Annotated in this window: 22 protein-coding genes; 11 read left to right on the top strand and 11 right to left on the bottom strand. The window is 57.1% G+C overall.

Going from position 1 to position 21,830, the window contains the following annotated elements:
- Nucleotides 1-115: 115 nt before the first annotated feature.
- Entirely contained in the window at nt 116-1,849 is a 1,734-nt protein-coding gene (gene argS, locus FQK12_RS04910) for an arginine--tRNA ligase (protein ID WP_009652018.1), read from the bottom strand.
- Nucleotides 1,850-2,078: 229 nt separating this feature from the next.
- On the opposite strand from argS, the gene FQK12_RS04905 reads away from it, so the two are divergent.
- The gene (locus FQK12_RS04905; RefSeq protein WP_014229859.1) at nt 2,079-2,648 is read left to right on the top strand and encodes a VOC family protein; all 570 of its coding nucleotides are present in this window, start codon (nt 2,079-2,081) and stop codon (nt 2,646-2,648) included.
- Nucleotides 2,649-2,724: 76 nt separating this feature from the next.
- Nucleotides 2,725-3,468 (top strand): copper homeostasis protein CutC, encoded by a 744-nt coding sequence (gene cutC / locus FQK12_RS04900; RefSeq protein ID WP_014229858.1) that lies wholly within the window; start codon nt 2,725-2,727, stop codon nt 3,466-3,468.
- A gap of 298 nt (nt 3,469-3,766) precedes the next feature.
- Here cutC and cmoB read toward each other — a convergent pair whose 3' ends face one another.
- The 5 genes from cmoB to FQK12_RS04875 are packed head-to-tail and all read right to left on the bottom strand — an operon-like array spanning nt 3,767 to nt 7,399.
- Complete coding sequence (cmoB, locus tag FQK12_RS04895) at nt 3,767-4,789, bottom strand: tRNA 5-methoxyuridine(34)/uridine 5-oxyacetic acid(34) synthase CmoB (RefSeq protein WP_004852151.1); 1,023 nt, start codon at nt 4,787-4,789, stop codon at nt 3,767-3,769.
- Nucleotides 4,786-5,529: a carboxy-S-adenosyl-L-methionine synthase CmoA gene (cmoA, locus tag FQK12_RS04890; RefSeq protein ID WP_009652021.1), complete on the bottom strand. Its 744-nt coding sequence runs from the start codon at nt 5,527-5,529 to the stop codon at nt 4,786-4,788. Before cmoA ends, cmoB begins: the two co-directional genes overlap by 4 nt.
- 39 nt (nt 5,530-5,568) lie before the next feature.
- Nucleotides 5,569-5,964 carry an MAPEG family protein gene (locus FQK12_RS04885; RefSeq protein ID WP_004122068.1) on the bottom strand — a complete coding sequence of 132 codons (396 nt, stop codon included), beginning with the start codon at nt 5,962-5,964 and terminating at the stop codon, nt 5,569-5,571.
- Nucleotides 5,965-6,017: 53 nt separating this feature from the next.
- Nucleotides 6,018-6,836, bottom strand: a complete 819-nt coding sequence (locus FQK12_RS04880) for a DUF72 domain-containing protein (RefSeq protein ID WP_014229856.1) — start codon at nt 6,834-6,836, stop codon at nt 6,018-6,020.
- A complete protein-coding gene (locus FQK12_RS04875; protein WP_009652068.1) occupies nt 6,833-7,399 on the bottom strand; it encodes a hydrolase in 567 nt (188 codons plus the stop codon). The genes FQK12_RS04880 and FQK12_RS04875 overlap by 4 nt, the downstream gene beginning before the upstream one ends.
- A 268-nt stretch (nt 7,400-7,667) precedes the next feature.
- Between FQK12_RS04875 and aspS the strand changes: the two genes are divergently transcribed.
- From aspS to ruvB, 6 genes are all read left to right on the top strand, one after another.
- The gene (aspS, locus tag FQK12_RS04870) at nt 7,668-9,455 is read left to right on the top strand and encodes an aspartate--tRNA ligase (protein WP_004852140.1); all 1,788 of its coding nucleotides are present in this window, start codon (nt 7,668-7,670) and stop codon (nt 9,453-9,455) included.
- A gap of 1 nt (nt 9,456) precedes the next feature.
- Nucleotides 9,457-9,900, top strand: a complete 444-nt coding sequence (gene nudB, locus FQK12_RS04865; protein WP_004852138.1) for a dihydroneopterin triphosphate diphosphatase — start codon at nt 9,457-9,459, stop codon at nt 9,898-9,900.
- Between the two features lie 30 nt (nt 9,901-9,930).
- The gene (locus tag FQK12_RS04860) at nt 9,931-10,671 is read left to right on the top strand and encodes a YebC/PmpR family DNA-binding transcriptional regulator (RefSeq protein WP_004122063.1); all 741 of its coding nucleotides are present in this window, start codon (nt 9,931-9,933) and stop codon (nt 10,669-10,671) included.
- Nucleotides 10,672-10,708: 37 nt separating this feature from the next.
- A complete protein-coding gene (gene ruvC, locus FQK12_RS04855) occupies nt 10,709-11,230 on the top strand; it encodes a crossover junction endodeoxyribonuclease RuvC (RefSeq protein ID WP_014229855.1) in 522 nt (173 codons plus the stop codon).
- 81 nt (nt 11,231-11,311) lie between these two features.
- Nucleotides 11,312-11,923: a Holliday junction branch migration protein RuvA gene (ruvA, locus tag FQK12_RS04850; protein WP_004103390.1), complete on the top strand. Its 612-nt coding sequence runs from the start codon at nt 11,312-11,314 to the stop codon at nt 11,921-11,923.
- Between the two features lie 8 nt (nt 11,924-11,931).
- Complete coding sequence (gene ruvB, locus FQK12_RS04845; RefSeq protein WP_004852130.1) at nt 11,932-12,942, top strand: Holliday junction branch migration DNA helicase RuvB; 1,011 nt, start codon at nt 11,932-11,934, stop codon at nt 12,940-12,942.
- Nucleotides 12,943-13,150: 208 nt separating this feature from the next.
- Here ruvB and znuB read toward each other — a convergent pair whose 3' ends face one another.
- Complete coding sequence (gene znuB, locus FQK12_RS04840) at nt 13,151-13,936, bottom strand: zinc ABC transporter permease subunit ZnuB (RefSeq protein ID WP_014229854.1); 786 nt, start codon at nt 13,934-13,936, stop codon at nt 13,151-13,153.
- On the bottom strand, nt 13,936-14,688 hold the full coding sequence (gene znuC / locus FQK12_RS04835) for a zinc ABC transporter ATP-binding protein ZnuC (protein ID WP_014229853.1): 753 nt from the start codon (nt 14,686-14,688) through the stop codon (nt 13,936-13,938). Before znuC ends, znuB begins: the two co-directional genes overlap by 1 nt.
- Before the next feature lie 78 nt (nt 14,689-14,766).
- Here znuC and znuA point away from each other — a divergent pair, with 78 nt between their 5' ends.
- The 3 genes from znuA to lpxM all read left to right on the top strand — a co-directional run bounded on the left by znuA (nt 14,767) and on the right by lpxM (nt 18,153).
- Nucleotides 14,767-15,711, top strand: coding sequence for a zinc ABC transporter substrate-binding protein ZnuA (znuA, locus tag FQK12_RS04830; RefSeq protein ID WP_014229852.1), 945 nt, complete (start codon nt 14,767-14,769; stop codon nt 15,709-15,711).
- 15 nt (nt 15,712-15,726) lie between these two features.
- On the top strand, nt 15,727-17,049 hold the full coding sequence (mepM, locus tag FQK12_RS04825) for a murein DD-endopeptidase MepM (RefSeq protein ID WP_014229851.1): 1,323 nt from the start codon (nt 15,727-15,729) through the stop codon (nt 17,047-17,049).
- Between the two features lie 117 nt (nt 17,050-17,166).
- Entirely contained in the window at nt 17,167-18,153 is a 987-nt protein-coding gene (gene lpxM, locus FQK12_RS04820) for a lauroyl-Kdo(2)-lipid IV(A) myristoyltransferase (RefSeq protein WP_014229850.1), read from the top strand.
- Between the two features lie 27 nt (nt 18,154-18,180).
- Here lpxM and dcuR read toward each other — a convergent pair whose 3' ends face one another.
- From dcuR to FQK12_RS04805, 3 genes are all read right to left on the bottom strand, one after another.
- Nucleotides 18,181-18,897 (bottom strand): two-component system response regulator DcuR, encoded by a 717-nt coding sequence (gene dcuR, locus FQK12_RS04815; protein ID WP_014229849.1) that lies wholly within the window; start codon nt 18,895-18,897, stop codon nt 18,181-18,183.
- A gap of 63 nt (nt 18,898-18,960) precedes the next feature.
- The gene (locus FQK12_RS04810) at nt 18,961-20,646 is read right to left on the bottom strand and encodes an NAD-dependent malic enzyme (RefSeq protein WP_014229848.1); all 1,686 of its coding nucleotides are present in this window, start codon (nt 20,644-20,646) and stop codon (nt 18,961-18,963) included.
- Nucleotides 20,647-20,708: 62 nt separating this feature from the next.
- Nucleotides 20,709-21,656 (bottom strand): AEC family transporter, encoded by a 948-nt coding sequence (locus FQK12_RS04805; RefSeq protein WP_014229847.1) that lies wholly within the window; start codon nt 21,654-21,656, stop codon nt 20,709-20,711.
- Between the last annotated feature and the right edge of the window lie 174 nt (nt 21,657-21,830).

Raw genomic sequence — 21,830 nt, 5'->3', positions numbered from 1 at the left:
GCGGAATTTCCCCGGTGGCGCTTACGCTTACCGGGGCTACAATGATGCTGCAGGTCTGATGAGCGTGGCGCCATCAGGCGTTATAAAACAAACCCGGCTTTCGCCGGGTTTGTTTTTACATCCGTTCTACGGTTTCGATACCCAGGGTATCCAGACCCAGCTTCAGCGTTTTCGCCGTCAGCAGCGCCAGCTTCAGGCGGCTGTTGCGCGTCTCTTCGCTTTCGGCGCTCAGGATCGGGCAGTGCTCGTAGAAGCCGGAGAACAGACCCGCCAGATCGTACAGGTAAGAACACATCACGTGCGGCGTGCCTTCACGCGCGACGACCGTCAGGGTTTCTTCAAACTGCAGCAGACGGGCCGCCAGCTGGGCTTCGCGCTCTTCGGTGATGACCACCGGCGCCGCCGCCAGCGCGCTTTCATCGATATCCGCCTTGCGGAACACGGAGAGCACGCGGGTATAGGCATACTGCATATAAGGCGCGGTATTGCCCTCAAAGGCCAGCATGTTGTCCCAGTCAAAGATGTAGTCGGTGGTGCGGTTTTTAGACAAGTCGGCATATTTCACCGCGCCGATCCCGACCGCGTTCGCCAGTTTTTCCAGCTCATCGGCGGGCATATCCGGGTTCTTCTCCGCCACCAGACGGCGTGCGCGCTCCAGCGCTTCGTCCAGCAGGTCGGCCAGCTTCACGGTACCGCCGGCGCGGGTTTTAAACGGTTTGCCATCTTTGCCGAGCATCATGCCGAACATGTGGTGCTCCAGCGGGACGGAATCCGGTACGTAGCCGGCTTTACGCACGATGGTCCACGCCTGCATCAGGTGCTGGTGCTGGCGAGAGTCGATGTAGTAAAGCACGCGGTCAGCATGCAAGTTTTCGTAACGGTATTTTGCGCAGGCGATATCGGTGGTGGTGTAGAGATAGCCGCCATCCTTCTTCTGGATGATAACGCCCATCGGTTCGCCTTCCTTGTTTTTGTACTCATCAAGGAACACCACGGTCGCGCCTTCGCTTTCTACCGCCAGACCTTTGGCTTTCAGATCGGCAACGATACCCGGCAGCATCGGGTTATAGAGGCTTTCACCCATCACGTCGTCGCGGGTCAGGGTAACGTTGAGGCGGTTATAGGTTAACTGGTTTTGCGACATGGTGATGTCGACCAGCTTGCGCCACATTTCGCGGAAGTACTCGTCGCCGCCCTGCAGCTTAACGACATAGCTGCGCGCGCGCTCGGCGAAGGCTTCATCTTCATCGTAGTGTTTTTTCGCTTCGCGATAGAAACCTTCGAGGTCGGCCAGCGCCATTTCACCGGCGTTTTCCTGCTGCTGTTTTTCCAGGTACGCGATGAGCATGCCGAACTGGGTGCCCCAGTCGCCCACGTGGTTAGCGCGGATCACTTTATGGCCGAGAAACTCCAGCGTACGCACCGCGGCGTCGCCAATAATGGTGGAACGCAGATGGCCTACGTGCATCTCTTTCGCCACGTTCGGCGCGGAGTAATCGACGACCACCGTCTGCGCCTGCGGCTGAGCCACGCCCAGACGTTCCGATTTCAGCGCGCTGCTGACGTTTTCCGCGAGGAAGGCCGGATCGAGGAAAATATTAATAAAGCCAGGGCCGGCGATCTCTACCTTATTGGCAATCCCGCTCAGATCGAGATGAGACAGTACCTGCTCTGCAAGTTGTCGCGGCGCCATGCCCAGTTTTTTGGCAACGGCCATCACGCCGTTGGCCTGATAGTCGCCGAACTGGACTTTTGCTGACTGGCGGACCTGAGGTTCGCAATCGGCAGACGCGCCTGCCGCGATCAGGGCCTGACTGACTTTTTCTGAGAGAAGAGCCTGAATATTCACCGAAACACCTTACGTTAACACGCCGTCACCCTGATGGGGCGGCGCGGGAATGTGGACAAATTAGGGCAGGAGTATACTGCATTTGCACCCACGCGTCAGCACCGCGCGGAGGTTGCTGAGCCTCGCGCTCAACGAATAACCGTTCGCGGGACGCTGCCGGCGATTGCCGGTTGGTCGGTCGCGGAAAACGCGATAGATTAGCGCTTTTTAGCGAGTACCGAGGCTTACGATGGCGAACTGGCAGCAGATAGATGAACTGAACGATATTTCCGCGGACCTGCCGCGCTTTACCGAGGCGCTGAACGCGCTTGCTCACCGGCTCGGTCTCGATATTACGCCCCATGACGCCGACCATATTTCCCTGCGCTGTCACCAGAACGCTACGGTGGAGCGCTGGCGTCGCGGCTTTGAACAATGCGCTACTCTGCTGTCGGAAAATGTTATTAACGGTCGACCCATCTGCCTGTTCAGGCTGGATGAGCCGGTGGTCGTGGCGCACTGGCGTTTTAGCGTTGTTGAACTGCCGTGGCCGGGCGAAAAGCGCTATCCGCATGAAGGCTGGGAGCATATTGAAATCGTTCTGCCGGGCGATCCTGAAACGCTCAATACCCGCGCGCTGGCGCTGCTTTCCGATGAAGGGCTGGGCCAGCCGGGCATTTTTGTGAAGACCAGCGCGCCGAAAGGAGAGCGTGAGCGTTTACCGAATCCGACCCTGGCGGTAACGGATGGCAAAGTGACGATCAAATTTCACCCGTGGTCGATTGAGCAAATTGTCGCCAGCGAACACGCTGAACGATAACAGTGTGAAGCGACGCGGCGTCTGCCGGAAGAAATCGTGACATTCTGTAGTGCCTGCCCTATCGACGGAGAGAAGAATGACCTTACTGGAAGTCTGTTGTTACAGCATGGAGTGCGCGCTGGAGGCCCAGCGCCGGGGCGCCGATCGCATCGAGCTATGCGCCGCGCCGCAGGAGGGAGGGCTGACGCCTTCGCTGGGGGTACTGAAATCGGTGCGTGAAGCGGTGACCATTCCCGTTCATCCGATTATTCGCCCGCGCGGCGGTGATTTTTGCTATACCGCCGGCGAATTTGCCGCGATGCTTGATGATGTGGCCGCGGTGAAGGATCTCGGTTTTCCCGGCATGGTGATCGGCGTTCTGGACGCCGACGGTCGGGTGGATAGGGCGCGAATGAAAAAAATAATGGCGGCGGCGGGAACCCTGGCCGTCACCTTTCATCGGGCCTTTGATATGTGCGCCGACCCGCGCCAGGCCAGCGCTGAGCTGGCTGAACTCGGCGTTCAGCGTATCCTGACTTCGGGCCAGCAGTCTTCAGCCGAAAAAGGAATTTCATTAATCAGGGAACTTATTTCCCAAAGCGATACTCCTATTATTATGGCCGGTGCAGGCGTCCGCGCCGCCAACCTGCCGCTATTTTTGCAGGCAGGGGTAAAAGAGGTGCACTCCTCGGCAGGCCAGTGGTTACCGTCCCCGATGCGCTTTCGCAATCCCGGGCTGTCGATGTCTACGGATGCCGAAGCAGATGAATACTTACGCTACGCCGTCAATGGCGAAGCGGTAGCGGAAATGAAGAAGATTATTTCCGCACAGAGAGATTAAAACCCTAAATAATTCGAGTTGCGAGAAGGCGGCGACGCAGGGAATCCACAGGAGCTTACTCAAGTAAGTGACTGGGGTGAGCGACAAATCTGTCTGGAACAGATTTGAACGCCGTATCCCGGCGGCCCGTAAGGGCGAGGCTCATGGATGAGCCGAGTAACAAAGCCAACGCACATGCAACTTGAAGTATGACGGGGATAAACCGTTTTTTGCTGCACATCATGTCGCCCAATATGATGATTGCCCGTACCAGGCCCCTGCCCATTAAACAGGGGCCTTTTTTTATCCTGAAAACGCGTTAGCCAGGCTGCTTGTCGGCCCGCTTTTTCGCCGCCAGCGACTGTTCTGTTTCCGGTTTGGTGGCAATAAGCACCGCGCGCAGCGGGGCAGGGTAGCCTTCGCGGGTTTTGCTGCTATCCTGCGGATCGAGGAAGTCGGCCAGCGACTCGGTGGTCATCCACTCGGTGCGGCGCTGCTCTTCGGTGGACGTCACGCAGGCGTCGACGATGCGTACATCGATAAACCCGCATTTCTCCAGCCACTGCTTTAGCGCGGCGGCAGAAGGGATAAAGTAGACGTTGCGCATCTGCGCATAGCGATCGCCCGGCACCAGCACGGTATTTTCGTCGCCCTCGACGACCAGCGTCTCCAGCACCAGCTCGCCGCCGGGAACCAGCTGATCTTTGAGCTGCCACAGGTGATCGAGCGGGGAGCGGCGGTGGTACAGCACGCCCATCGAAAAGACGGTATCAAAGGCGTTCAGCGCCGGAAGCTGCTCAATGCCCAGCGGCAGCAGATGCGCGCGCTGATCGTTGCCCAACAGCTTTCGCACCGCTTCAAACTGGCAAAGGAACAGCTGGGTGGGATCGATGCCCACCGCCAGACGAGCCCCGGCGCCAATCATCCGCCACATGTGGTATCCGCTGCCGCAGCCGACATCAAGGATGGTACGTCCGGTGAGGTCGGAAAGGTGCGGCAGTACGCGTTCCCACTTCCAGTCGGAACGCCATTCGGTGTCGATATTCACGCCGTAAAGCGACCAGGGTCCTTTACGCCACGGCATCAGATTCTTCAGCAGGTTTTCAATCCGCAGACGCTGACCGTCGCCCAGCGGCGTTTCGCTCTCCGCGGTAACGCTATGCAGCAGATCCAGTCGGTAGGGCGAAAACTCGGGCAGAAACTCTACGGCCCGCTCCCATTCCCGGTATTTCCCGTGCAGCGCGTCACGCTGCCAGGCCGCCACCTGAGCGGGCAGCGTCTCCAGCCAGTGCGACAGCGGGCTTTTGGCAATCAACTGATAAAAGTTGCTGAAATCAATCATGCCTGGTCCCCGGATTTTACGGCGATTAACGATCCGAAGTTAAAGCACTGGAACCACAGTTCGGCATGTTCGAAACCGGCCTTGCGCAGGCGCGCTTTGTGGGTTTCGACGGAATCGGTGAGCATCACGTTTTCCAGCATGCTGCGCTTTTGGCTGATTTCCAGCTCGCTATAGCCGTTGGCGCGTTTGAAATCATGATGCATGTTGAACAGCAGTTCGCCGACGTTGTCATCTTCGAAGCTGAATTTTTCCGACAGCACCAGCGCGCCGCCCGGATTGAGCCCCTGATAGACCTTATCAAGAATGGCCTGGCGTTCGCCCGGTTCGAGAAACTGGATGGTGAAGTTCAGCACCACCATCGAGGCGTTTTCTATCGTGACGTGGCGAATATCGCCTTCAATCACTTCGACCGGCGTCGGCGCCTTATAGGCGTCAATATGGCGACGGCAGCGTTCGACCATGGCCGGCGAATTATCAACGGCGATGATTTTGCAGCCGGCATGCGCAATATTGCGGCGCACGGACAGCGTGGCTGCGCCAAGCGAGCAGCCGAGATCGTAAACCTGGGTATCCGGCTGAACGAAACGTTCCGCCAGCATGCCGATCATGGAAATGATATTGGAATAGCCGGGAACAGAGCGCTGGATCATATCCGGGAAGACTTCAGCAACCCGTTCATCAAAGGTCCAGTCGCCGAGACTGGCAATCGGCGCGGAAAAAAGCGTATCGCGGTGAGACATAACGTTAAACCCGAAAAATCGAAAACGGCGTATTGTGCGCTAACGGACGGAGAAAACCAACTCCCAGGGCATATACCAGAAGTTCGCCAGCACCATCAGCAACAACGAACACCACGTCGCGCTCATGCCGGAACGACGCCAGCGGTAGAGACGATGATGAAAGCCATAGGAGTGCATCAGGCGCCCGGCGATCAGTAAAATACCGCAGACGTGGACCATCCAGGTCTGCGCGCCGTTCATTTCCATAAACAGCAGCAGAATCAGGCCAATGGGAACATATTCCACCGCGTTCCCGTGCACGCGTATAGCAACCTGCAGTTCGCTAAAACCGCCGTCGCCGTAGCCAACGCGATATTGCGTCCTCAGTCGTACAACGTCCCAGGAAAACTTAATAAGCAATAACGCACCTAAAACCGCATACAGCGCGCTGACCATACTCAAAACTCCCTTTTATCGCTTCCGGTGGCTCAATTGAGGATAGCAGGATATCAGAAAAGAGAGGTTTGCTGCGGAATTGAAGGTGCCGCCCCTATTTCCGGTAGGGCGGCGCGCAGATCGCTCCACAGGGTGTCGACCAGTTCCGGCGCCTGGGCGATATCCGGGGTATGGAGGAATAAGTACGGCGTGGTTGTCTGCGCCCATTTTGGCAGCGTGCGTAACCACACGCTAAACAGCTCACGATTTTGCGCCATGTCATCGCTGCCGATAAAACGCACCATCGGATGGTGGGCCGTCACCAGCGCATGGACGGGGACTTTTGGCTTCTTTCTTTGTGCATCGAGCATCGCCGGGCTGCGGGCGACGGCGCTATGAACCGGACGGCTATCCAGGATCACGCGGTTGACGTTTCGCTGATGCAGCCCGCGATTGAGCTGTTGTTCCGCTTCCTCTTTGGCGAAAAACTCCGGATGCCTTACCTCAACGCCGTAGCTGAATTCGCGCGGCAGGCTGTCGAGGAACTGCCAGAGCGCGGGAAGATCCCGAGGGCCGAACGTGGCCGGCAGTTGCAGCCAGTATTGGCCAATGCGCGATGACAGCGGCGCCAGGCGGGTGAAAAACTCGTGGCTTAAGTCGTCGCAGTTGCGCAGCGATGCCTGGTGCGAAATGGTGGCCGGAAACTTGAAGCAGAAGCGAAAATCATCGTGGGTTTGTTCATACCAGCGGCTGACAATCTCAGCTTTTGGTAAAGCGTACAGGGTCGTGTTGCCCTCCACGCAGTTAAAATGGCGGGCATACTCTTCAAGGCTGGTGATACCCAGGCGCACCCACTTCGGGTGCGCCCATTGGGGAAGCCCAATATAGATCATAACGCGGCAAGTACCTCCTCGGTACTGCGCACGCGGGCAATACGCGGGAAGATGTGCGTCATGCTGCCCTGATGCTGTTCAGCCGTTGCTGCGCTGCAGGCGTCTTCAACGAGAATCAGATTGAAGCCCAGCTCCCAGGCGTTGCGCGCCGTCGATTCGACGCCGATATTGGTTGAGATACCGCACAGGATAATCGTATCGATACCGCGACGGCGAAGCTGCAGCTCCAGGTCGGTGCCGTAAAAGGCTCCCCACTGGCGTTTGGTGACTTCGATGTCGCTCTCCTGCTTTTCCAGCGCCAGCGGATAGGTCCACCAGTTTTCCGGTAGCGTATGGGCGCCTGCCTGGGCATCGACCGGCTGCTTCAGCGCTTCGGCGAAATCCGCCGACCAGCCAACGCGAACCATGACCACCGGGGAACCCTGCTGGCGGCACTTTTTGGCCAGACTCGCGGCGCGCTCAACCACGTCGTCAGCCCGATGCGGGCCGCCGGCAAACGGTAAAATGCCTTCCTGCAGGTCTATAACCACCAGCGCGGTTTTTTTTGCATTGAGTTCTAACATGATATCCCCGTATCTTCTTCTGTTGTCAGGTCGCTACAATACCGTTGCCGATCTCGCCCGAGGGTAACAAATTTTGTTAATTTTTGTGAGTACAAGCAATAAGCGCGCAGCAAAGCAACGCTGCGCGCTGCGCCGGGCTTATCGTGCGCCATAATTTCCAGTATAATAGCCGCCTTTTTTCATTCAGTTGTGACATCAGCTAAAGCTGCGACCTCGTCGCCTGCAAGACAGGCAACAATCCGCCTGCGGCTAAGTTAAGGGATATCTCATGCGTACAGAATATTGCGGGCAGCTTCGTCTGTCCCACGTAGGGCAGCAAGTGACTCTGTGTGGTTGGGTCAACCGTCGTCGTGATCTCGGTAGCCTTATCTTTATCGATATGCGTGACCGCGAAGGCATCGTACAGGTGTTTTTCGATCCGGATCGTGCCGACGCATTAAAGCTGGCCTCTGAACTGCGTAATGAGTTCTGCATCCAGGTCACCGGTACCGTGCGCGCGCGTGACGAAAAAAACATCAATAGTGATATGGCCACCGGCGCCATCGAAGTGCTGGCATCGGATCTGACGATTATCAACCGCGCTGAAGCGCTGCCGCTGGACTCCAACCACGTCAATACCGAAGAAGCGCGTCTGAAATATCGCTATCTGGACCTGCGTCGTCCGGAAATGGCGCAGCGCCTGAAGACCCGTGCGAAAATCACCAGCCTGGTGCGCCGCTTTATGGATGACCACGGTTTCCTCGACATCGAAACGCCGATGCTGACCAAAGCCACGCCGGAAGGCGCGCGCGACTACCTGGTCCCATCCCGCGTGCATAAAGGGAAATTCTACGCGCTGCCGCAGTCTCCACAGCTGTTCAAGCAGTTGCTGATGATGTCCGGTTTTGACCGCTACTATCAGATCGTTAAATGCTTCCGCGACGAAGACCTGCGTGCCGACCGTCAGCCGGAATTTACCCAGATCGATGTGGAAACCTCCTTCATGACCGCCGGGCAGGTGCGCGAAGTCATGGAAGCGCTGGTGCGCAACCTGTGGCAGGAAGTGAAGGGCGTGGATCTGGGCGATTTCCCGATCATGACCTTCGCCGAAGCCGAGCGCCGCTACGGTTCTGACAAACCAGACCTGCGTAACCCGATGGAGCTGGTGGACGTCGCCGATCTGGTGAAAGCGGTGGAATTCGCCGTCTTCGCCGGCCCGGCTAACGACGCCAAAGGGCGCGTTGCCGCGCTGCGCGTACCGGGCGGCGCTGCGCTGACCCGTAAGCAAATCGACGAATACGGTAAGTTTGTCCAGATCTACGGCGCGAAAGGGCTGGCCTATATTAAAGTAACCGAGCGGGCGAAAGGCCTTGAAGGCATCAACAGCCCGGTGGCTAAATTCCTCAACGCCGACATCGTTGAAGCGATCCTTGAGCGCACCGGCGCGCAGGATGGCGATATGATCTTCTTCGGCGCGGATAACAAAAAAGTGGTCGCCGACGCGCTGGGCGCGCTGCGTCTGAAGCTGGGCAAAGACCTGAACCTGACCGACGAAGACAAATGGGCGCCGCTGTGGGTGATCGACTTCCCGATGTTTGAAGACGACGGCGAAGGCGGCCTGACCGCGATGCACCATCCGTTCACCTCGCCGAAAGACATGTCCGCCGCCGAGCTGAAAGCCGCGCCGGAAGACGCGGTGGCCAACGCCTACGATATGGTCATCAACGGCTATGAAGTGGGCGGCGGTTCCGTGCGTATTCACAGCGGTGAGATGCAGCAGACCGTGTTCGGCATCCTGGGCATTAACGAGCAGGAGCAGCGCGAGAAGTTTGGCTTCCTGCTGGACGCGCTGAAATACGGTACCCCGCCGCACGCGGGTCTGGCTTTTGGCCTCGACCGTTTGACCATGCTGCTGACCGGTACCGATAATATCCGTGACGTTATCGCCTTCCCGAAAACGACCGCAGCCGCTTGCCTGATGACCGAAGCGCCAAGCTTCGCTAACCCGGCATCGCTGAGCGAACTCGGTATTCAGGTGGTGGCGAAAGAGGCAAAAGAGTCTCTGGAGAATAAGTAAGATGTCATTCAAGCTCCCCGTTTCCGTACTGGTGGTGATTTACGCCGAAGATACGAAGCGGGTGCTGATGTTGCAGCGGCGCGACGATCCCGCGTTCTGGCAGTCGGTTACCGGCAGCCTGGAAGAGGGAGAAACCGCGCCGCAGGCTGCCGCGCGTGAAGTTATGGAAGAGGTCGCTATCGATGTTGCCTGCGAGCAGCTGGCTTTGGTTGATTGTCAGCGTACGGTAGAATTCGAGATATTTTCTCATTTACGTCATCGCTATGCGCCGGGCGTTGAGCGCAATACGGAGTTTTGGTTCCGTCTCGCGCTCCCCCATGAACGCCAGATTGTCTTTACGGAACATCTGGACTATCGCTGGGTTGACGCGGCGGAAGCCGCCACGTTGACCAAGTCCTGGAGCAACCGGCAGGCGATTGAAGAATTTGTAATTAACGCCGCCTGAAAGGGCGCGCTTTTTTTTGGAGAGTTTTTTATGGCAGGTCATAGTAAATGGGCCAACACCAAGCACCGCAAAGCGGCACAGGATGCCAAGCGCGGTAAGATCTTTACGAAAATTATTCGCGAGCTGGTCACCGCCGCGCGTCTGGGCGGCGGCGATGCGGGCTCTAACCCGCGTCTGCGCGCGGCAATCGACAAAGCGCTGAGCAACAACATGACCCGCGACACCCTGAACCGCGCTATCGCGCGCGGCGTCGGCGGCGATGATGATGCGAACATGGAAACCATCATCTATGAAGGTTACGGTCCTGGCGGCACGGCGGTAATGGTTGAATGTCTGTCCGACAACCGCAACCGTACCGTGGCGGAAGTACGTCATGCCTTCACCAAAACCGGCGGTAACCTGGGGACCGACGGTTCCGTTTCCTACCTGTTCAGCAAAAAAGGCGTTATCTCCTTCGAGAAAGGCGACGAAGATGCGATCATGGAAGCGGCGCTGGAAGCGGGCGCGGAAGACGTTGTGACCTATGACGACGGCGCGATTGACGTTTATACCGCCTGGGAAGAGATGGGCGCGGTACGCGATGCGCTGGAAGCCGCCGGCCTGAAAGCGGACGCCGCTGAAGTCTCGATGATCCCGTCAACCAAAGCGGACATGGACGCGGAAACTGCGCCGAAACTGCTGCGTCTGATCGATATGCTGGAAGATTGCGACGACGTGCAGGAAGTTTATCATAACGGCGAGATCTCTGATGAGGTCGCCGCAACGCTCTAATGTTGCCGACCGTTAAACCACTAACCGGAGGCGCGTGATGGCCATTATTCTCGGCATTGACCCGGGGTCGCGCGTCACTGGTTATGGCGTCATCCGCCAGGTTGGACGCCAGCTGAGCTACCTGGGCAGCGGCTGTATTCGCACGAAAGTGGATGATTTACCGTCTCGCCTGAAGCTTATCTATGCGGGCGTGACGGAAATTATCACCCAGTTCCAGCCGGACTACTTCGCCATCGAACAAGTGTTTATGGCAAAGAACGCCGACTCGGCGCTGAAGCTCGGCCAGGCGCGCGGCGTGGCGATTGTCGCGGCGACGAATCAGGACCTACCGGTCTTTGAGTACGCCGCCAGGCAGGTAAAGCAGACCGTTGTCGGCATCGGCAGCGCGGAAAAGAGCCAGGTGCAGCACATGGTGCGCACGTTGCTTAAGCTGCCGGCTAACCCGCAGGCGGATGCGGCAGATGCTTTAGCCATCGCCATCACCCATTGCCACGTCAGCCAGAACGCAGCTCAGATCGGCGAAAGCCGCCTGAACCTGGCGCGCGGACGCTTACGATAACCTGAAATCAGGCTGGATATCTATCCAGCCTTTTTTTATGATACCGCATTAGACTTTCGGCCCTTAATCCAGGAGCTCCATGTGATAGGCAGACTCAGAGGCATCATTCTCGAAAAACAACCCCCGCTGGTTTTACTTGAAACGGGAGGCGTAGGCTATGAGGTTCATCTGCCGATGACCTGCTTCTATGAGCTGCCGGACGTGGGTAAAGAGGCGATCATTTTCACCCACTTTATCGTCCGTGAAGATGCACAGCTGCTGTATGGCTTTAATAACAAGCAGGAGCGCACGCTGTTTAAAGAGCTGATTAAAACCAACGGCGTCGGTCCAAAGCTGGCGCTGGCGATCCTTTCCGGCATGTCGGCGCAGCAGTTTGTCAATGCCGTTGAGCGTGAAGAGCTGGCGGCGCTGGTCAAACTGCCAGGGATCGGCAAGAAAACTGCGGAACGCCTGATTGTCGAAATGAAAGACCGCTTCAAAGGACTGCACGGCGATCTGTTTACGCCGGCAGCGGATCTGGTCCTGACGTCGCCGGCTGGCCCGTCTGACGATGACGCTGAACAGGAAGCGGTTGCCGCGCTGGTGGCGCTGGGCTATAAACCTCAGGAGGCCAGCCGGATGGTCAGCAAAATCGTACGCCCGGATGCCAACAGTGAAACGCTAATTCGCGAAGCGCTCCGCGCCGCGTTGTGAGGTAAGGGATGATTGAAGCAGACAGGCTGGTATCGGCGGACAGCAGCGGTTTTGAAGAGGCGGCCGATCGCGCAATTCGTCCTAAATTGCTGCAAGAGTACGTGGGCCAGCCGCACGTCCGTTCGCAAATGGAGATCTTTATCCAGGCGGCGAAGCTGCGCGGCGACGCGCTCGATCACCTGCTGATTTTTGGCCCGCCGGGGCTCGGGAAAACCACGCTGGCGAACATCGTCGCCAACGAGATGGGCGTTAACCTGCGCACCACCTCCGGCCCGGTGCTGGAGAAGGCGGGCGATCTGGCGGCGATGCTGACCAATCTTGAGCCCCACGACGTTCTGTTTATCGACGAGATCCACCGCCTGTCGCCGGTGGTCGAAGAAGTCCTGTATCCGGCAATGGAAGATTATCAGCTGGATATCATGATTGGCGAAGGGCCCGCGGCGCGTTCGATAAAAATCGATCTGCCGCCGTTTACCCTGATTGGCGCGACCACTCGCGCCGGCTCGCTGACATCACCGCTGCGCGACCGTTTTGGCATCGTTCAGCGCCTGGAGTTTTACCAGATCCCGGACCTGCAGCATATTGTCAGCCGCAGCGCCCGCTATATGGGACTGGAGATGAGCGAAGAGGGGGCTCTGGAGGTCGCGCGCCGCGCGCGCGGTACGCCGCGAATCGCCAACCGCCTGCTGCGCAGGGTGCGTGACTTTGCCGAGGTTCGCTACGACGGGCGTATCTCTGAGGAGATTGCCGCTCAGGCGCTGGATATGCTCAACGTGGATGCCGAAGGCTTTGATTATATGGACCGTAAGCTGCTGCTGGCGGTCATCGATAAATTCTTTGGCGGGCCGGTCGGCCTGGATAACCTGGCTGCGGCCATCGGTGAAGAGCGGGAAACCATTGAAGATGTGCTGGAGCCGTATCTGATCCAGCAGGGCTTTTTACAGCGTACGCCGCGCGGGCGAATGGCGACGGTACGGGCCTGGACCCACTTCGGTATTACGCCGCCGGAAATGCCGTAATCGTTGTCCGGCTATAAAACAGCAGACCTCAGGGGCCAGTAGCCCGGCTAAGCGGAGCGCAAGCCGGGGAAATAGCTGAAGCGGTATTGCGGTTTGATGTCCCGGCTTGCGGCGTGAAGGCCTTAGCCGGGCTACAACGTTCGCAGACGGCCGTGAGCCCATAGCCGTCAGCCGAGTTTTGATGGCGGCTGACGCGGGCGCATAAGCGTCAGGCGGCCGGTTTCTTGCTCATGCTGAAAATAAACAGCAGCGCGGCGCACAGCACCACGGAAGGCCCCGCTGGCGTGTCGTAGAACGCCGAGAAGGTCAATCCTCCGGTCACCGCAATCATTCCCACGCCAACCGCCACTCCCGCCATTTGCTCCGGCGTACGGGCAAAGCGGCGGGCCGTGGCGGCGGGAATAATCAGCAGCGACGTGATAATCAGCGCCCCGACGAACTTCATCGCCACGCCGATGGTCAGCGCGGTCACCAGCATCAATAGCAGCTTGACCCGCTGAAGCTTAACGCCATCAACAAACGCCAGATCCGGGCTAATGGTCATCGACAGCAGGTTGCGCCATTGCCAGAGCAGGATCGCCAGCACGATAACCACGCCAATCGCAATGGAGATCAAATCTTCCGGCGTCACCGCCAGCAGATCGCCGAACAGATAGGCCATCAGATCGACGCGCACGTTCGACATCAGGCTGACCACCACCAGGCCCAGAGACAGCGCGCTGTGCGCCATGATGCCGAGTAGCGTGTCTACCGCCAGGTGGGGGCGTTTCTCCAGCCACACCAGGCCGCCCGCCAGCAGCAGCGTCACCGCGATGACCGCATAGAACGGATTGACGTTGAGCAGTAAACCAAAAGCCACGCCGAGCAGAGAGGCGTGGGCCAGGGTATCACCGAAGTAAGACATCCGGCGCCAGACGACGAACGATCCCAGCGGACCCGCCGCACAGGCGAGCATCATTCCGGCCAGCCAGCCGGGGAGCAGTAGTTCAATCATTAACGGTCATTTCCCCGACGCAGTACAATCCGCCCCTGCAGGTCGTGGCGGTGGTTATGATGATGGCGATAGATCCCTAGCTGTTCCGCGCCGCGCTGGCCGAACATCGAGATAAATTCCGGGTGCATAGAGACCACTTCCGGCGCGCCGGAGCAGCAAATATGCTGATTCAGGCACAGCACTTCGTCGGTTTTGGCCATCACCAGATGCAGGTCATGAGAAACCATCAGTACGGCGCAATCAAGCTCCTGGCGCAGCTGGTTAATCAGATCGTAAAGCGCCACCTGGCCGTTGACGTCAACGCCCTGCGTCGGCTCGTCGAGCACCAGCAGCTGCGGCTGATTGAGCAGCGCCCGCGCCAGCAGTACCCGCTGGGTCTCTCCGCCGGAAAGCTTCTGCATAGGGGCGTCGATCAGATGCCCGGCCTGCACGCGCTTAAGCGCTGGCAGAATGTCGCGTTTGTGCGTTCCCGGACGTAAAAGCATAAAGCGGCTGACGGTCAGCGGCAGGGTAGCATCAAGGTGCAGCTTTTGCGGCACATAGCCGATCCTCAGATGCCCGTCGCGTTTGATAATCCCTTCCGAGGGTGCTACCAGCCCCAGAACCACTCTCACGAGGGTCGATTTACCGGCGCCGTTCGGCCCCAGTAAGGTTAAAATTTTGCCCGGCTTTAGCGTTAGCGAAATGTCAGACAGCACGCGCCTTTGGCCATAAACGACCGCGACGTTTTCCAGAGTTACAAGATTTGTCATATCAAATTAGAGGTTGCACAAGCCAGTGAATGTTATAATATCACATCTCTCTCATTCTATACGATGATTAGACGCATTATGTTACATAAAAATACGCTTCTTTGCGCTGGACTTAGCGCCGCTTTTTTGTTCGCCCATGCGCCGTTGGCCAGCGCCGCGGTTGTCACTTCCCTTAAGCCACTGGGCTTTATCGCATCAGCGATCGCTGATGGGGTAACCGAGACCCAGGTACTGCTGCCGGACGGGGCCTCTGAGCATGACTATTCGCTGCGGCCATCGGATGCAAAACGCTTACAGAACGCAGACTTAGTGGTCTGGATTGGTCCAGAGATGGAGGCGTTTATGGATAAGTCAACGCAAAGCATTGCGCCGAACAAAAAGGTGACGATTGCCGAGCTTGACGGCGTGAAACCGTTACTCATGAAAGGCACCGACGACGACGACGACCATCACGGTCACGACCATGGCGCCGGGGAAAATAGTGACGACGATCACCATCACGGCATCTATAACATGCATCTGTGGCTTTCCCCAGAGATAGCGCGCCTTTCGGCGGTTGCAATCCACGATAAATTATTGGAACTTATGCCGCAGAGTCGAGCCAAACTTGACGCCAACCTGAAGGATTTTGAGGCAAAATTAGCCGCAACCGACAAGCAGGTTGGGACCGAGCTGGCACCGCTGAAAGGGAAGGGATATTTCGTTTTTCATGACGCCTACGGCTACTTTGAAAAACACTACGGTTTGACCCCACTGGGCCATTTTACTGTCAACCCTGAAATCCAGCCTGGTGCGCAGCGTTTACACGAAATCAGAACACAGCTGGTTGAGCAAAAAGCAACTTGCGTTTTTGCTGAGCCACAGTTCAGGCCAGCGGTCATCGAAGCTGTTGCCAGGGGAACGTCCGTGCGCATGGGAACCCTGGATCCACTTGGAATCGGAATTAAGCTGGGTAAAGAGAGTTACCCGCAATTCCTGAGCCAGATGGCGAATCAGTATTCCAGCTGCCTGAAAGGAGAATAACGAGGAAGTGAATACGTGCAACAGATAGCCCGCGCTGTCACTCAGGCATTTAACAATCTGCCACGACCTCACCGCGTTATGCTGGGGTCGCTTAGCGTTCTTACCTTAGCGGTCGCCGTCTGGCGACCCTACATCTACCACCATCCCGAAACGGCTCCCATCTCCAGAACCATCGAGCTGGAACAAAGCGAAATTCGTTCGCTGCTGCCAGAGGCTTCGGAACCCATCGATCAGGCGCCTCAGGAAGAAGAAGCTATCCCTCAGGATGAGCTGGATGATAAAGCGGACAGCGATTCCGGCGGCCATGAATATGTGGTGTCGACCGGCGATACGCTCAGCAGCATTCTTAATCAGTACGGTATTGATATGGGCGATATCGCCCGGCTCTCCTCGGCGGATAAAGAGCTGCGTAATCTGAAAATCGGCCAACAGCTCTCCTGGACCCTGACGGCGGACGGTGACCTGCAAAGCCTGACCTGGGAGATGTCGCGCCGCGAAACCCGCACCTATGACCGGGTTGCAAACGGTTTCAAAATGAGCAGCGAGCTGCAAAAAGGCGACTGGGTCAATAACGTACTGAAAGGTACCGTGGGCGGCAGCTTTGTCGCCAGCGCTCGCGATGCCGGCCTGACCAGCACCGAAATTAGCGCGGTGATCAAAGCCATGCAGTGGCAGATGGACTTCCGTAAGCTGAAAAAAGGCGATGAGTTTTCCGTACTGATGTCGCGTGAAATGCTCGACGGTAAGCGCGAGCAAAGCCAGCTGCTTGGCGTACGCCTGCGTTCGGATGGCAAAGACTATTACGCGATCCGCGCTGAGGATGGCAAATTCTACGATCGCAACGGTACCGGCCTGGCGAAGGGGTTCCTGCGCTTCCCGACCGCACGTCAGTTCCGCGTCTCTTCGAACTTTAACCCGCGTCGTCTGAACCCGGTGACCGGCCGCGTCGCGCCGCATCGTGGCGTCGATTTTGCGATGCCGCAGGGCACGCCGGTGCTGTCGGTAGGGGATGGCGAAGTGGTGGTGGCTAAACGTAGCGGTGCGGCAGGTTATTACGTCGCCGTCCGTCATGGTCGCACCTATACCACCCGCTATATGCACCTGCGTAAGCTGCTGGTCAAACCCGGGCAGAAGGTGAAACGCGGCGATCGTATTGCGCTGTCGGGCAACACCGGCCGTTCTACCGGTCCGCATCTGCATTATGAAGTGTGGATCAACCAGCAGGCGGTCAACCCGCTAACGGCGAAACTGCCGCGTACGGAAGGGCTCAGCGGTTCCGACCGTACCGATTATCTGGCGCAGGCAAAACAGGTGATTCCGCAGCTGCGGTTTGACTAACCTTCCGTCAGTTAAAGCCGGTGCACGCTGTGCGCCGGCTTTTTCTTTTGTACGTTACTCAACGTATCGCTAAACTAACCCATTATCTTTATTAAGCGGAAATTCTGCGGATTGGGCATGGAAACGAAAAAAAATAATATTGAATTTATTCCAAAATTTGAAAAATCCTTTTTACTGCCGCGCTACTGGGGCGCGTGGTTCGGCGTTTTTGCCTTCGGCGCAATTGCCCTGACGCCCGCGTCTTTCCGCGATCCGATCCTGGGTAAACTGGGGCGTTTTGTTGGTCGTCTGGCAAAGAGTTCGCGCCGCCGGGCGCAAATTAACCTGCTGTACTGCTTTCCGGAAAAAAGCGAGCAGGAACGTGAAGAAATAATTGATGCCATGTATGCCTCCGCGCCGCAGGCGATGGTGATGATGGCGGAGTTAGGCCTGCGCGATCCGCAGCGGATTCTTTCTCGCGTCGACTGGCAGGGCAAAGAAATTATCGATGAAATGCAGCGCAACAACGAGAAAGTGATCTTCCTGGTTCCTCATGCCTGGGGAGTAGACATCCCGGCGATGCTGATGGCGTCCGGCGGGCAAAAAATGGCGGCGATGTTTCATAACCAGGGCAACCCGGTATTCGATTACGTCTGGAATACCGTGCGCCGTCGTTTCGGCGGTCGTATGCACGCGCGCAACGACGGGATCAAACCGTTTATTCAGTCGGTGCGTCAGGGATACTGGGGCTACTATCTGCCGGATCAGGATCACGGGGCCGAGCACAGTGAATTTGTTGATTTCTTTGCCACCTACAAGGCGACGCTCCCGGCGATCGGCCGTTTAATGAAAGTCTGCCGCGCCCGCGTCGTACCGCTGTTCCCGGTCTATGATGGTAAAACGCATCGTCTGACGGTGCTGGTGCGCCCGCCGATGGACGATCTGCTGGAAGCGGACGATAACACTATCGCCCGGCGGATGAACGAAGAGGTGGAAGTGTTCGTGAAGCCGCATACCGAGCAGTACACCTGGATCCTCAAGCTGCTGAAAACGCGCAAGCCGGGTGAAATCGAGCCCTACAAGCGTAAAGAGCTGTACCCCAAGAAGAAGCCGCATCAGGGGTGAAAATCGCAGCCAATGGGCTCACCGGGTTCATTGGCCGTATTGTTTGAGTAGCGCCAAATGATCGGCAACGAGCCGGTAACGATATTCCGGACGACCGGTGATGCCGTAATGGTTGGTGGTGTAGAGGATATTTATCTGCTCCAGCCAAATCAGATATTTGCGGCATGAGACCCGGGATATCTGCAGCGCCGCGGCCAGTTCATTGGTCGAAAAGTCACGCTCCTGCCAGGCGTCAATCCACTGGCACACCAGACGAAGCGTCTGCGGCGTAAGTCCTTTCGGCAAGCGGCGTGCGCTTTCCTGCTGCTGAACCCCGCTGCGCAGCAGGCTGTCCACATCGGCCTGGGCGTAGCTGGATTTCGCATACTTCAGATCGCGCTTTTTACGCCATGACAACAGCGCCTCCTCAAAGCGCGGAAACTGAAACGGTTTAATCAGGTAATCGACCACGCCATAATGCAGCGCCGTCTGAACCGTGCACCTATCGGCAGCGGAGGTAATCATAATGACATCAATATTTCGCGCATCGGCGCGTAGCGCGGGCAGCAGATCCAGCCCGTTCTCTTGCTGCATGTAGACATCCAGCAGCACCAGATCGACCTGCGCCAAATGGCTAAGCATCTCCCTGGCTTCGCGGACCGTGGGGGCCACGCCGCAGCAGTGGAAATCCGCCACCCGGCTGAGAAACAGCCGGTTCAGCTCGGCCACCATGGAATCATCATCGACAATCAGCACATTAATCATGCGGGGTTTCCCGGTGCGGCGGGAAGCCGGCGCGCTTCCCGTAATATGTGTCTGGGATGGCGATCAAAATGGCGATCGTTTATACGCGGTGTAGCGCGCTCGCCAGAACATTTTATCGATATTCGCGGCCAGCTGAGCCTCGTCAATCTGCGGCGCGACGCCATCCTGCTGAGCCGCGCGTGCGACCTCTGCGGCAATTGCCCGGGAAATCATCTCAATCTCGTCGACCGGCGGCAGTAATCCGCCGGCGTCGCGGGTGGCCAAAGGCGAGTGGGCGGCCAGGGTTTTACTGCAGGCGATAAGCATCCCTTCGGTCACGCGCGCCGCTTTGCTGGCCAGAATCCCCAGCCCCAGACCGGGGAAAACATAGGCGTTGTTGCACTGGGCGATATCGTAGGTCTTACCGTCATAGAATACGGGCGCGAACGGGCTGCCGGTGGCAATTAGCGCATTCCCCCGGGTCCATTCCAGCAGATCCTTCGGCTGGGCTTCGGCGCGGGAGGTCGGGTTGGACAGCGGCATAATAATCGGACGCGGGCAGTGCCGGTGCATCTCTTTGATAATCTCTTCGCTGAACAGTCCCGGCTGGCCGGATACGCCAATCAGCACGGTGGGATGGACGTTGCGTACAACATCCATCAGCGACAGGTGGGCCGCATCGGTATCCCAGCGGGTGAGATTTTTCCGCGGCGTGACGTGGTCCTGCTGGAAATCCAGCAAATCCGGCATCTCATCGGTCAACAGGCCTGGGCGGTCGACCATAAAGATGCGATTGCGCGCTTCCTGCTCTGAGAGCCCGTCATCAACCATCAGCGCAATGATTTTTTCCGCTATCCCGCATCCGGCCGATCCGCTGCCGAGAAACACCACGCGCTGATCGCGGATCCGCGTACCGGCGGCAGCGGCGGCAGCGATCAGCGTGCCTGAGGTCACGGCTGCCGTGCCCTGAATATCATCGTTGAAACAGCACAGCTGGTGACGATAGCGGTTAAGAAGCCGGGTGGCGTTTTTTTGCGCAAAATCTTCGAACTGTAGTAGCACATTGGGCCAGCGCTGCGTGATGGCATGGACAAACATGTCCATAAATTCCATGTACTGCTCGTCGCTTATACGCGGATGACGCCAGCCCATATACAGCGGGTCCTCAAGATGCTGGGCGTTGTTGGTGCCCACGTCCAGCATAATGGGGAGCGTTGATGCCGGGTGTATACCCCCGCAGGCGGTATATAACGAGAGTTTACCAATCGGGATCCCCATGCCGCCAATCCCCTGGTCGCCGAGGCCAAGAATGCGCTCGCCGTCGGTCACCACAATAACGTTGATATCATTGCGGGAAAAGCCCTGCAGCATCTCATCAATGTTGTGACGGTTAGGCCATGAAATAAACAGACCGCGTCCCCGGCGATAAATTTCAGAGAAGTGTTCACATGCTTCACCTACCGTTGGGGTATAGATGATTGGCAGCGTTTCTTTCATATGGCTGCGCAGCAGATTATAGAATAGGGTCTCGTTAGTATCCTGAATATTTCGCAGGTAGATATGGCGTGAAATATCCCGTTTAAACTGGCAAAACTGCCCCCACGCGCGTGCGGTTTGCTCTTCAATCGTTTCGACATTATGCGGCAGCAGACCCTGAAGATTAAACGCGGTCCGTTCACCTTCAGTAAACGCGAGACCTTTATTTAATAACGGGTTTTCCAGCAGCACGGCGCCGTTATAGGGCGTATATAAGGTTTCTGTGGCTAACATTTGATGACTCCTGAATATCATAATAAATAATTGCCGGAATTCTTCGGGCTTTATTTCAGTGATTAAGAGATTAAATAAATCATGAATCCTTCAGTGACGACGCCCACTGCGGTACCGAGCAAAATAGAGGAAGAGGCGGGCTCGATATAGGTATCGCTGCGCAGGGCAAACATCCCTGCCGCAATGGCGGAAGGCGTCGCGCCGATGATAATGACCTGCTGCATCAGGCTATGGCTGAGCCCGAAGGCGAGGCCGGCTACGGCCATCATGGCCGGCTGGAGCAGATTCTTGATGCTGATATTGGTACAGGTTTGAATATTGACCGTAGGACGTTCGCCGTAAAATAGCAGCCCAAGGGCGAACAGGGAGAGGCCGCCCGCCACTTTTCCCACCATCTCAATGGGCATGCTCAGCATGTGCGGCAGCTGTACTCCGGCAAGGCTGAGCAGTACCCCGGAAATCGGTATCCAGACAATCGGGTTTCGGACGGCTTTAAACAGGTTTTGCAGGATAAGCCGCAGCGGATTAGGCTGTTCCGCGTCAGCGCGGCCGCGCTTGTCATCCATGCGAATCAGGATGATGGTCAGGGGGATCATCAATACGCTGGTCACCAGGTTACCGATAAGCACGCCGAGAAAACCCTCCGGACCAATCAGCACCGCAAGCACGGGAGCGCCAAAGTAGGCCATGTCGGGGAACGCGCACACCAGGGACTGAATCGCGCTGGTTTTAATATCATGACGAAAAACATAGCGTGAGATCAGGAGCGTGAGGATATATGACCCCATCAGACCGATGACTAACACCGCCATAAAGGTGAAGTTTTTTATCTTATCGGGATGAGTATTCAGTGCGCCGATAAAAAGATGGAAGGGAAGCGCGAAACGAATGACCACCGTGGCCAGTACGGACGCATCCTCGCGGCGGGTATAGCCCAGCTTACCGCTTAGCCATCCGAGCAGCATGATAAACACCAGGGGAAAAAGGGATTCTAAGAGCAGTGAAGGCATAAGATGTCCTGAAAATATATTATCGGCTACGTTGTGTTTTTTTAATCTAGCGATCCCATAATATTTAAAAGGTGATAGTCATCACAGTCGCTGGGGTTTAAATAATTTCGCCTTAAATACTTTACTTACAAATAGAGAAAAAAGGACAGAATCATCACTTTATCTCTCTGCTAT

This window comes from Klebsiella sp. ME-303 (assembly GCF_007910085.1).
Taxonomy (GTDB): Bacteria; Pseudomonadota; Gammaproteobacteria; order Enterobacterales; family Enterobacteriaceae; genus Klebsiella; species Klebsiella michiganensis.
This window is presented reverse-complemented; position numbering and strand designations above follow the sequence as displayed.

Bases quoted from the DNA above. Each gene is read 5' to 3' on its own strand.
- FQK12_RS04905 (WP_014229859.1), top strand. From the start codon at position 2,079: ATGGCGAACTGGCAGCAGATAGATGAACTGAACGATATTTCCGCGGAC.
- cutC (WP_014229858.1), top strand. From the start codon at position 2,725: ATGACCTTACTGGAAGTCTGTTGTTACAGCATGGAGTGCGCGCTGGAG.
- cmoB (WP_004852151.1), bottom strand. From the start codon at position 4,789: ATGATTGATTTCAGCAACTTTTATCAGTTGATTGCCAAAAGCCCGCTG.
- cmoA (WP_009652021.1), bottom strand. From the start codon at position 5,529: ATGTCTCACCGCGATACGCTTTTTTCCGCGCCGATTGCCAGTCTCGGC.
- FQK12_RS04885 (WP_004122068.1), bottom strand. From the start codon at position 5,964: ATGGTCAGCGCGCTGTATGCGGTTTTAGGTGCGTTATTGCTTATTAAG.
- FQK12_RS04880 (WP_014229856.1), bottom strand. From the start codon at position 6,836: ATGATCTATATTGGGCTTCCCCAATGGGCGCACCCGAAGTGGGTGCGC.
- FQK12_RS04875 (WP_009652068.1), bottom strand. From the start codon at position 7,399: ATGTTAGAACTCAATGCAAAAAAAACCGCGCTGGTGGTTATAGACCTG.
- aspS (WP_004852140.1), top strand. From the start codon at position 7,668: ATGCGTACAGAATATTGCGGGCAGCTTCGTCTGTCCCACGTAGGGCAG.
- nudB (WP_004852138.1), top strand. From the start codon at position 9,457: ATGTCATTCAAGCTCCCCGTTTCCGTACTGGTGGTGATTTACGCCGAA.
- FQK12_RS04860 (WP_004122063.1), top strand. From the start codon at position 9,931: ATGGCAGGTCATAGTAAATGGGCCAACACCAAGCACCGCAAAGCGGCA.
- ruvC (WP_014229855.1), top strand. From the start codon at position 10,709: ATGGCCATTATTCTCGGCATTGACCCGGGGTCGCGCGTCACTGGTTAT.
- ruvB (WP_004852130.1), top strand. From the start codon at position 11,932: ATGATTGAAGCAGACAGGCTGGTATCGGCGGACAGCAGCGGTTTTGAA.
- znuB (WP_014229854.1), bottom strand. From the start codon at position 13,936: ATGATTGAACTACTGCTCCCCGGCTGGCTGGCCGGAATGATGCTCGCC.
- znuC (WP_014229853.1), bottom strand. From the start codon at position 14,688: ATGACAAATCTTGTAACTCTGGAAAACGTCGCGGTCGTTTATGGCCAA.
- znuA (WP_014229852.1), top strand. From the start codon at position 14,767: ATGTTACATAAAAATACGCTTCTTTGCGCTGGACTTAGCGCCGCTTTT.
- lpxM (WP_014229850.1), top strand. From the start codon at position 17,167: ATGGAAACGAAAAAAAATAATATTGAATTTATTCCAAAATTTGAAAAA.
- dcuR (WP_014229849.1), bottom strand. From the start codon at position 18,897: ATGATTAATGTGCTGATTGTCGATGATGATTCCATGGTGGCCGAGCTG.
- FQK12_RS04810 (WP_014229848.1), bottom strand. From the start codon at position 20,646: ATGTTAGCCACAGAAACCTTATATACGCCCTATAACGGCGCCGTGCTG.
- FQK12_RS04805 (WP_014229847.1), bottom strand. From the start codon at position 21,656: ATGCCTTCACTGCTCTTAGAATCCCTTTTTCCCCTGGTGTTTATCATG.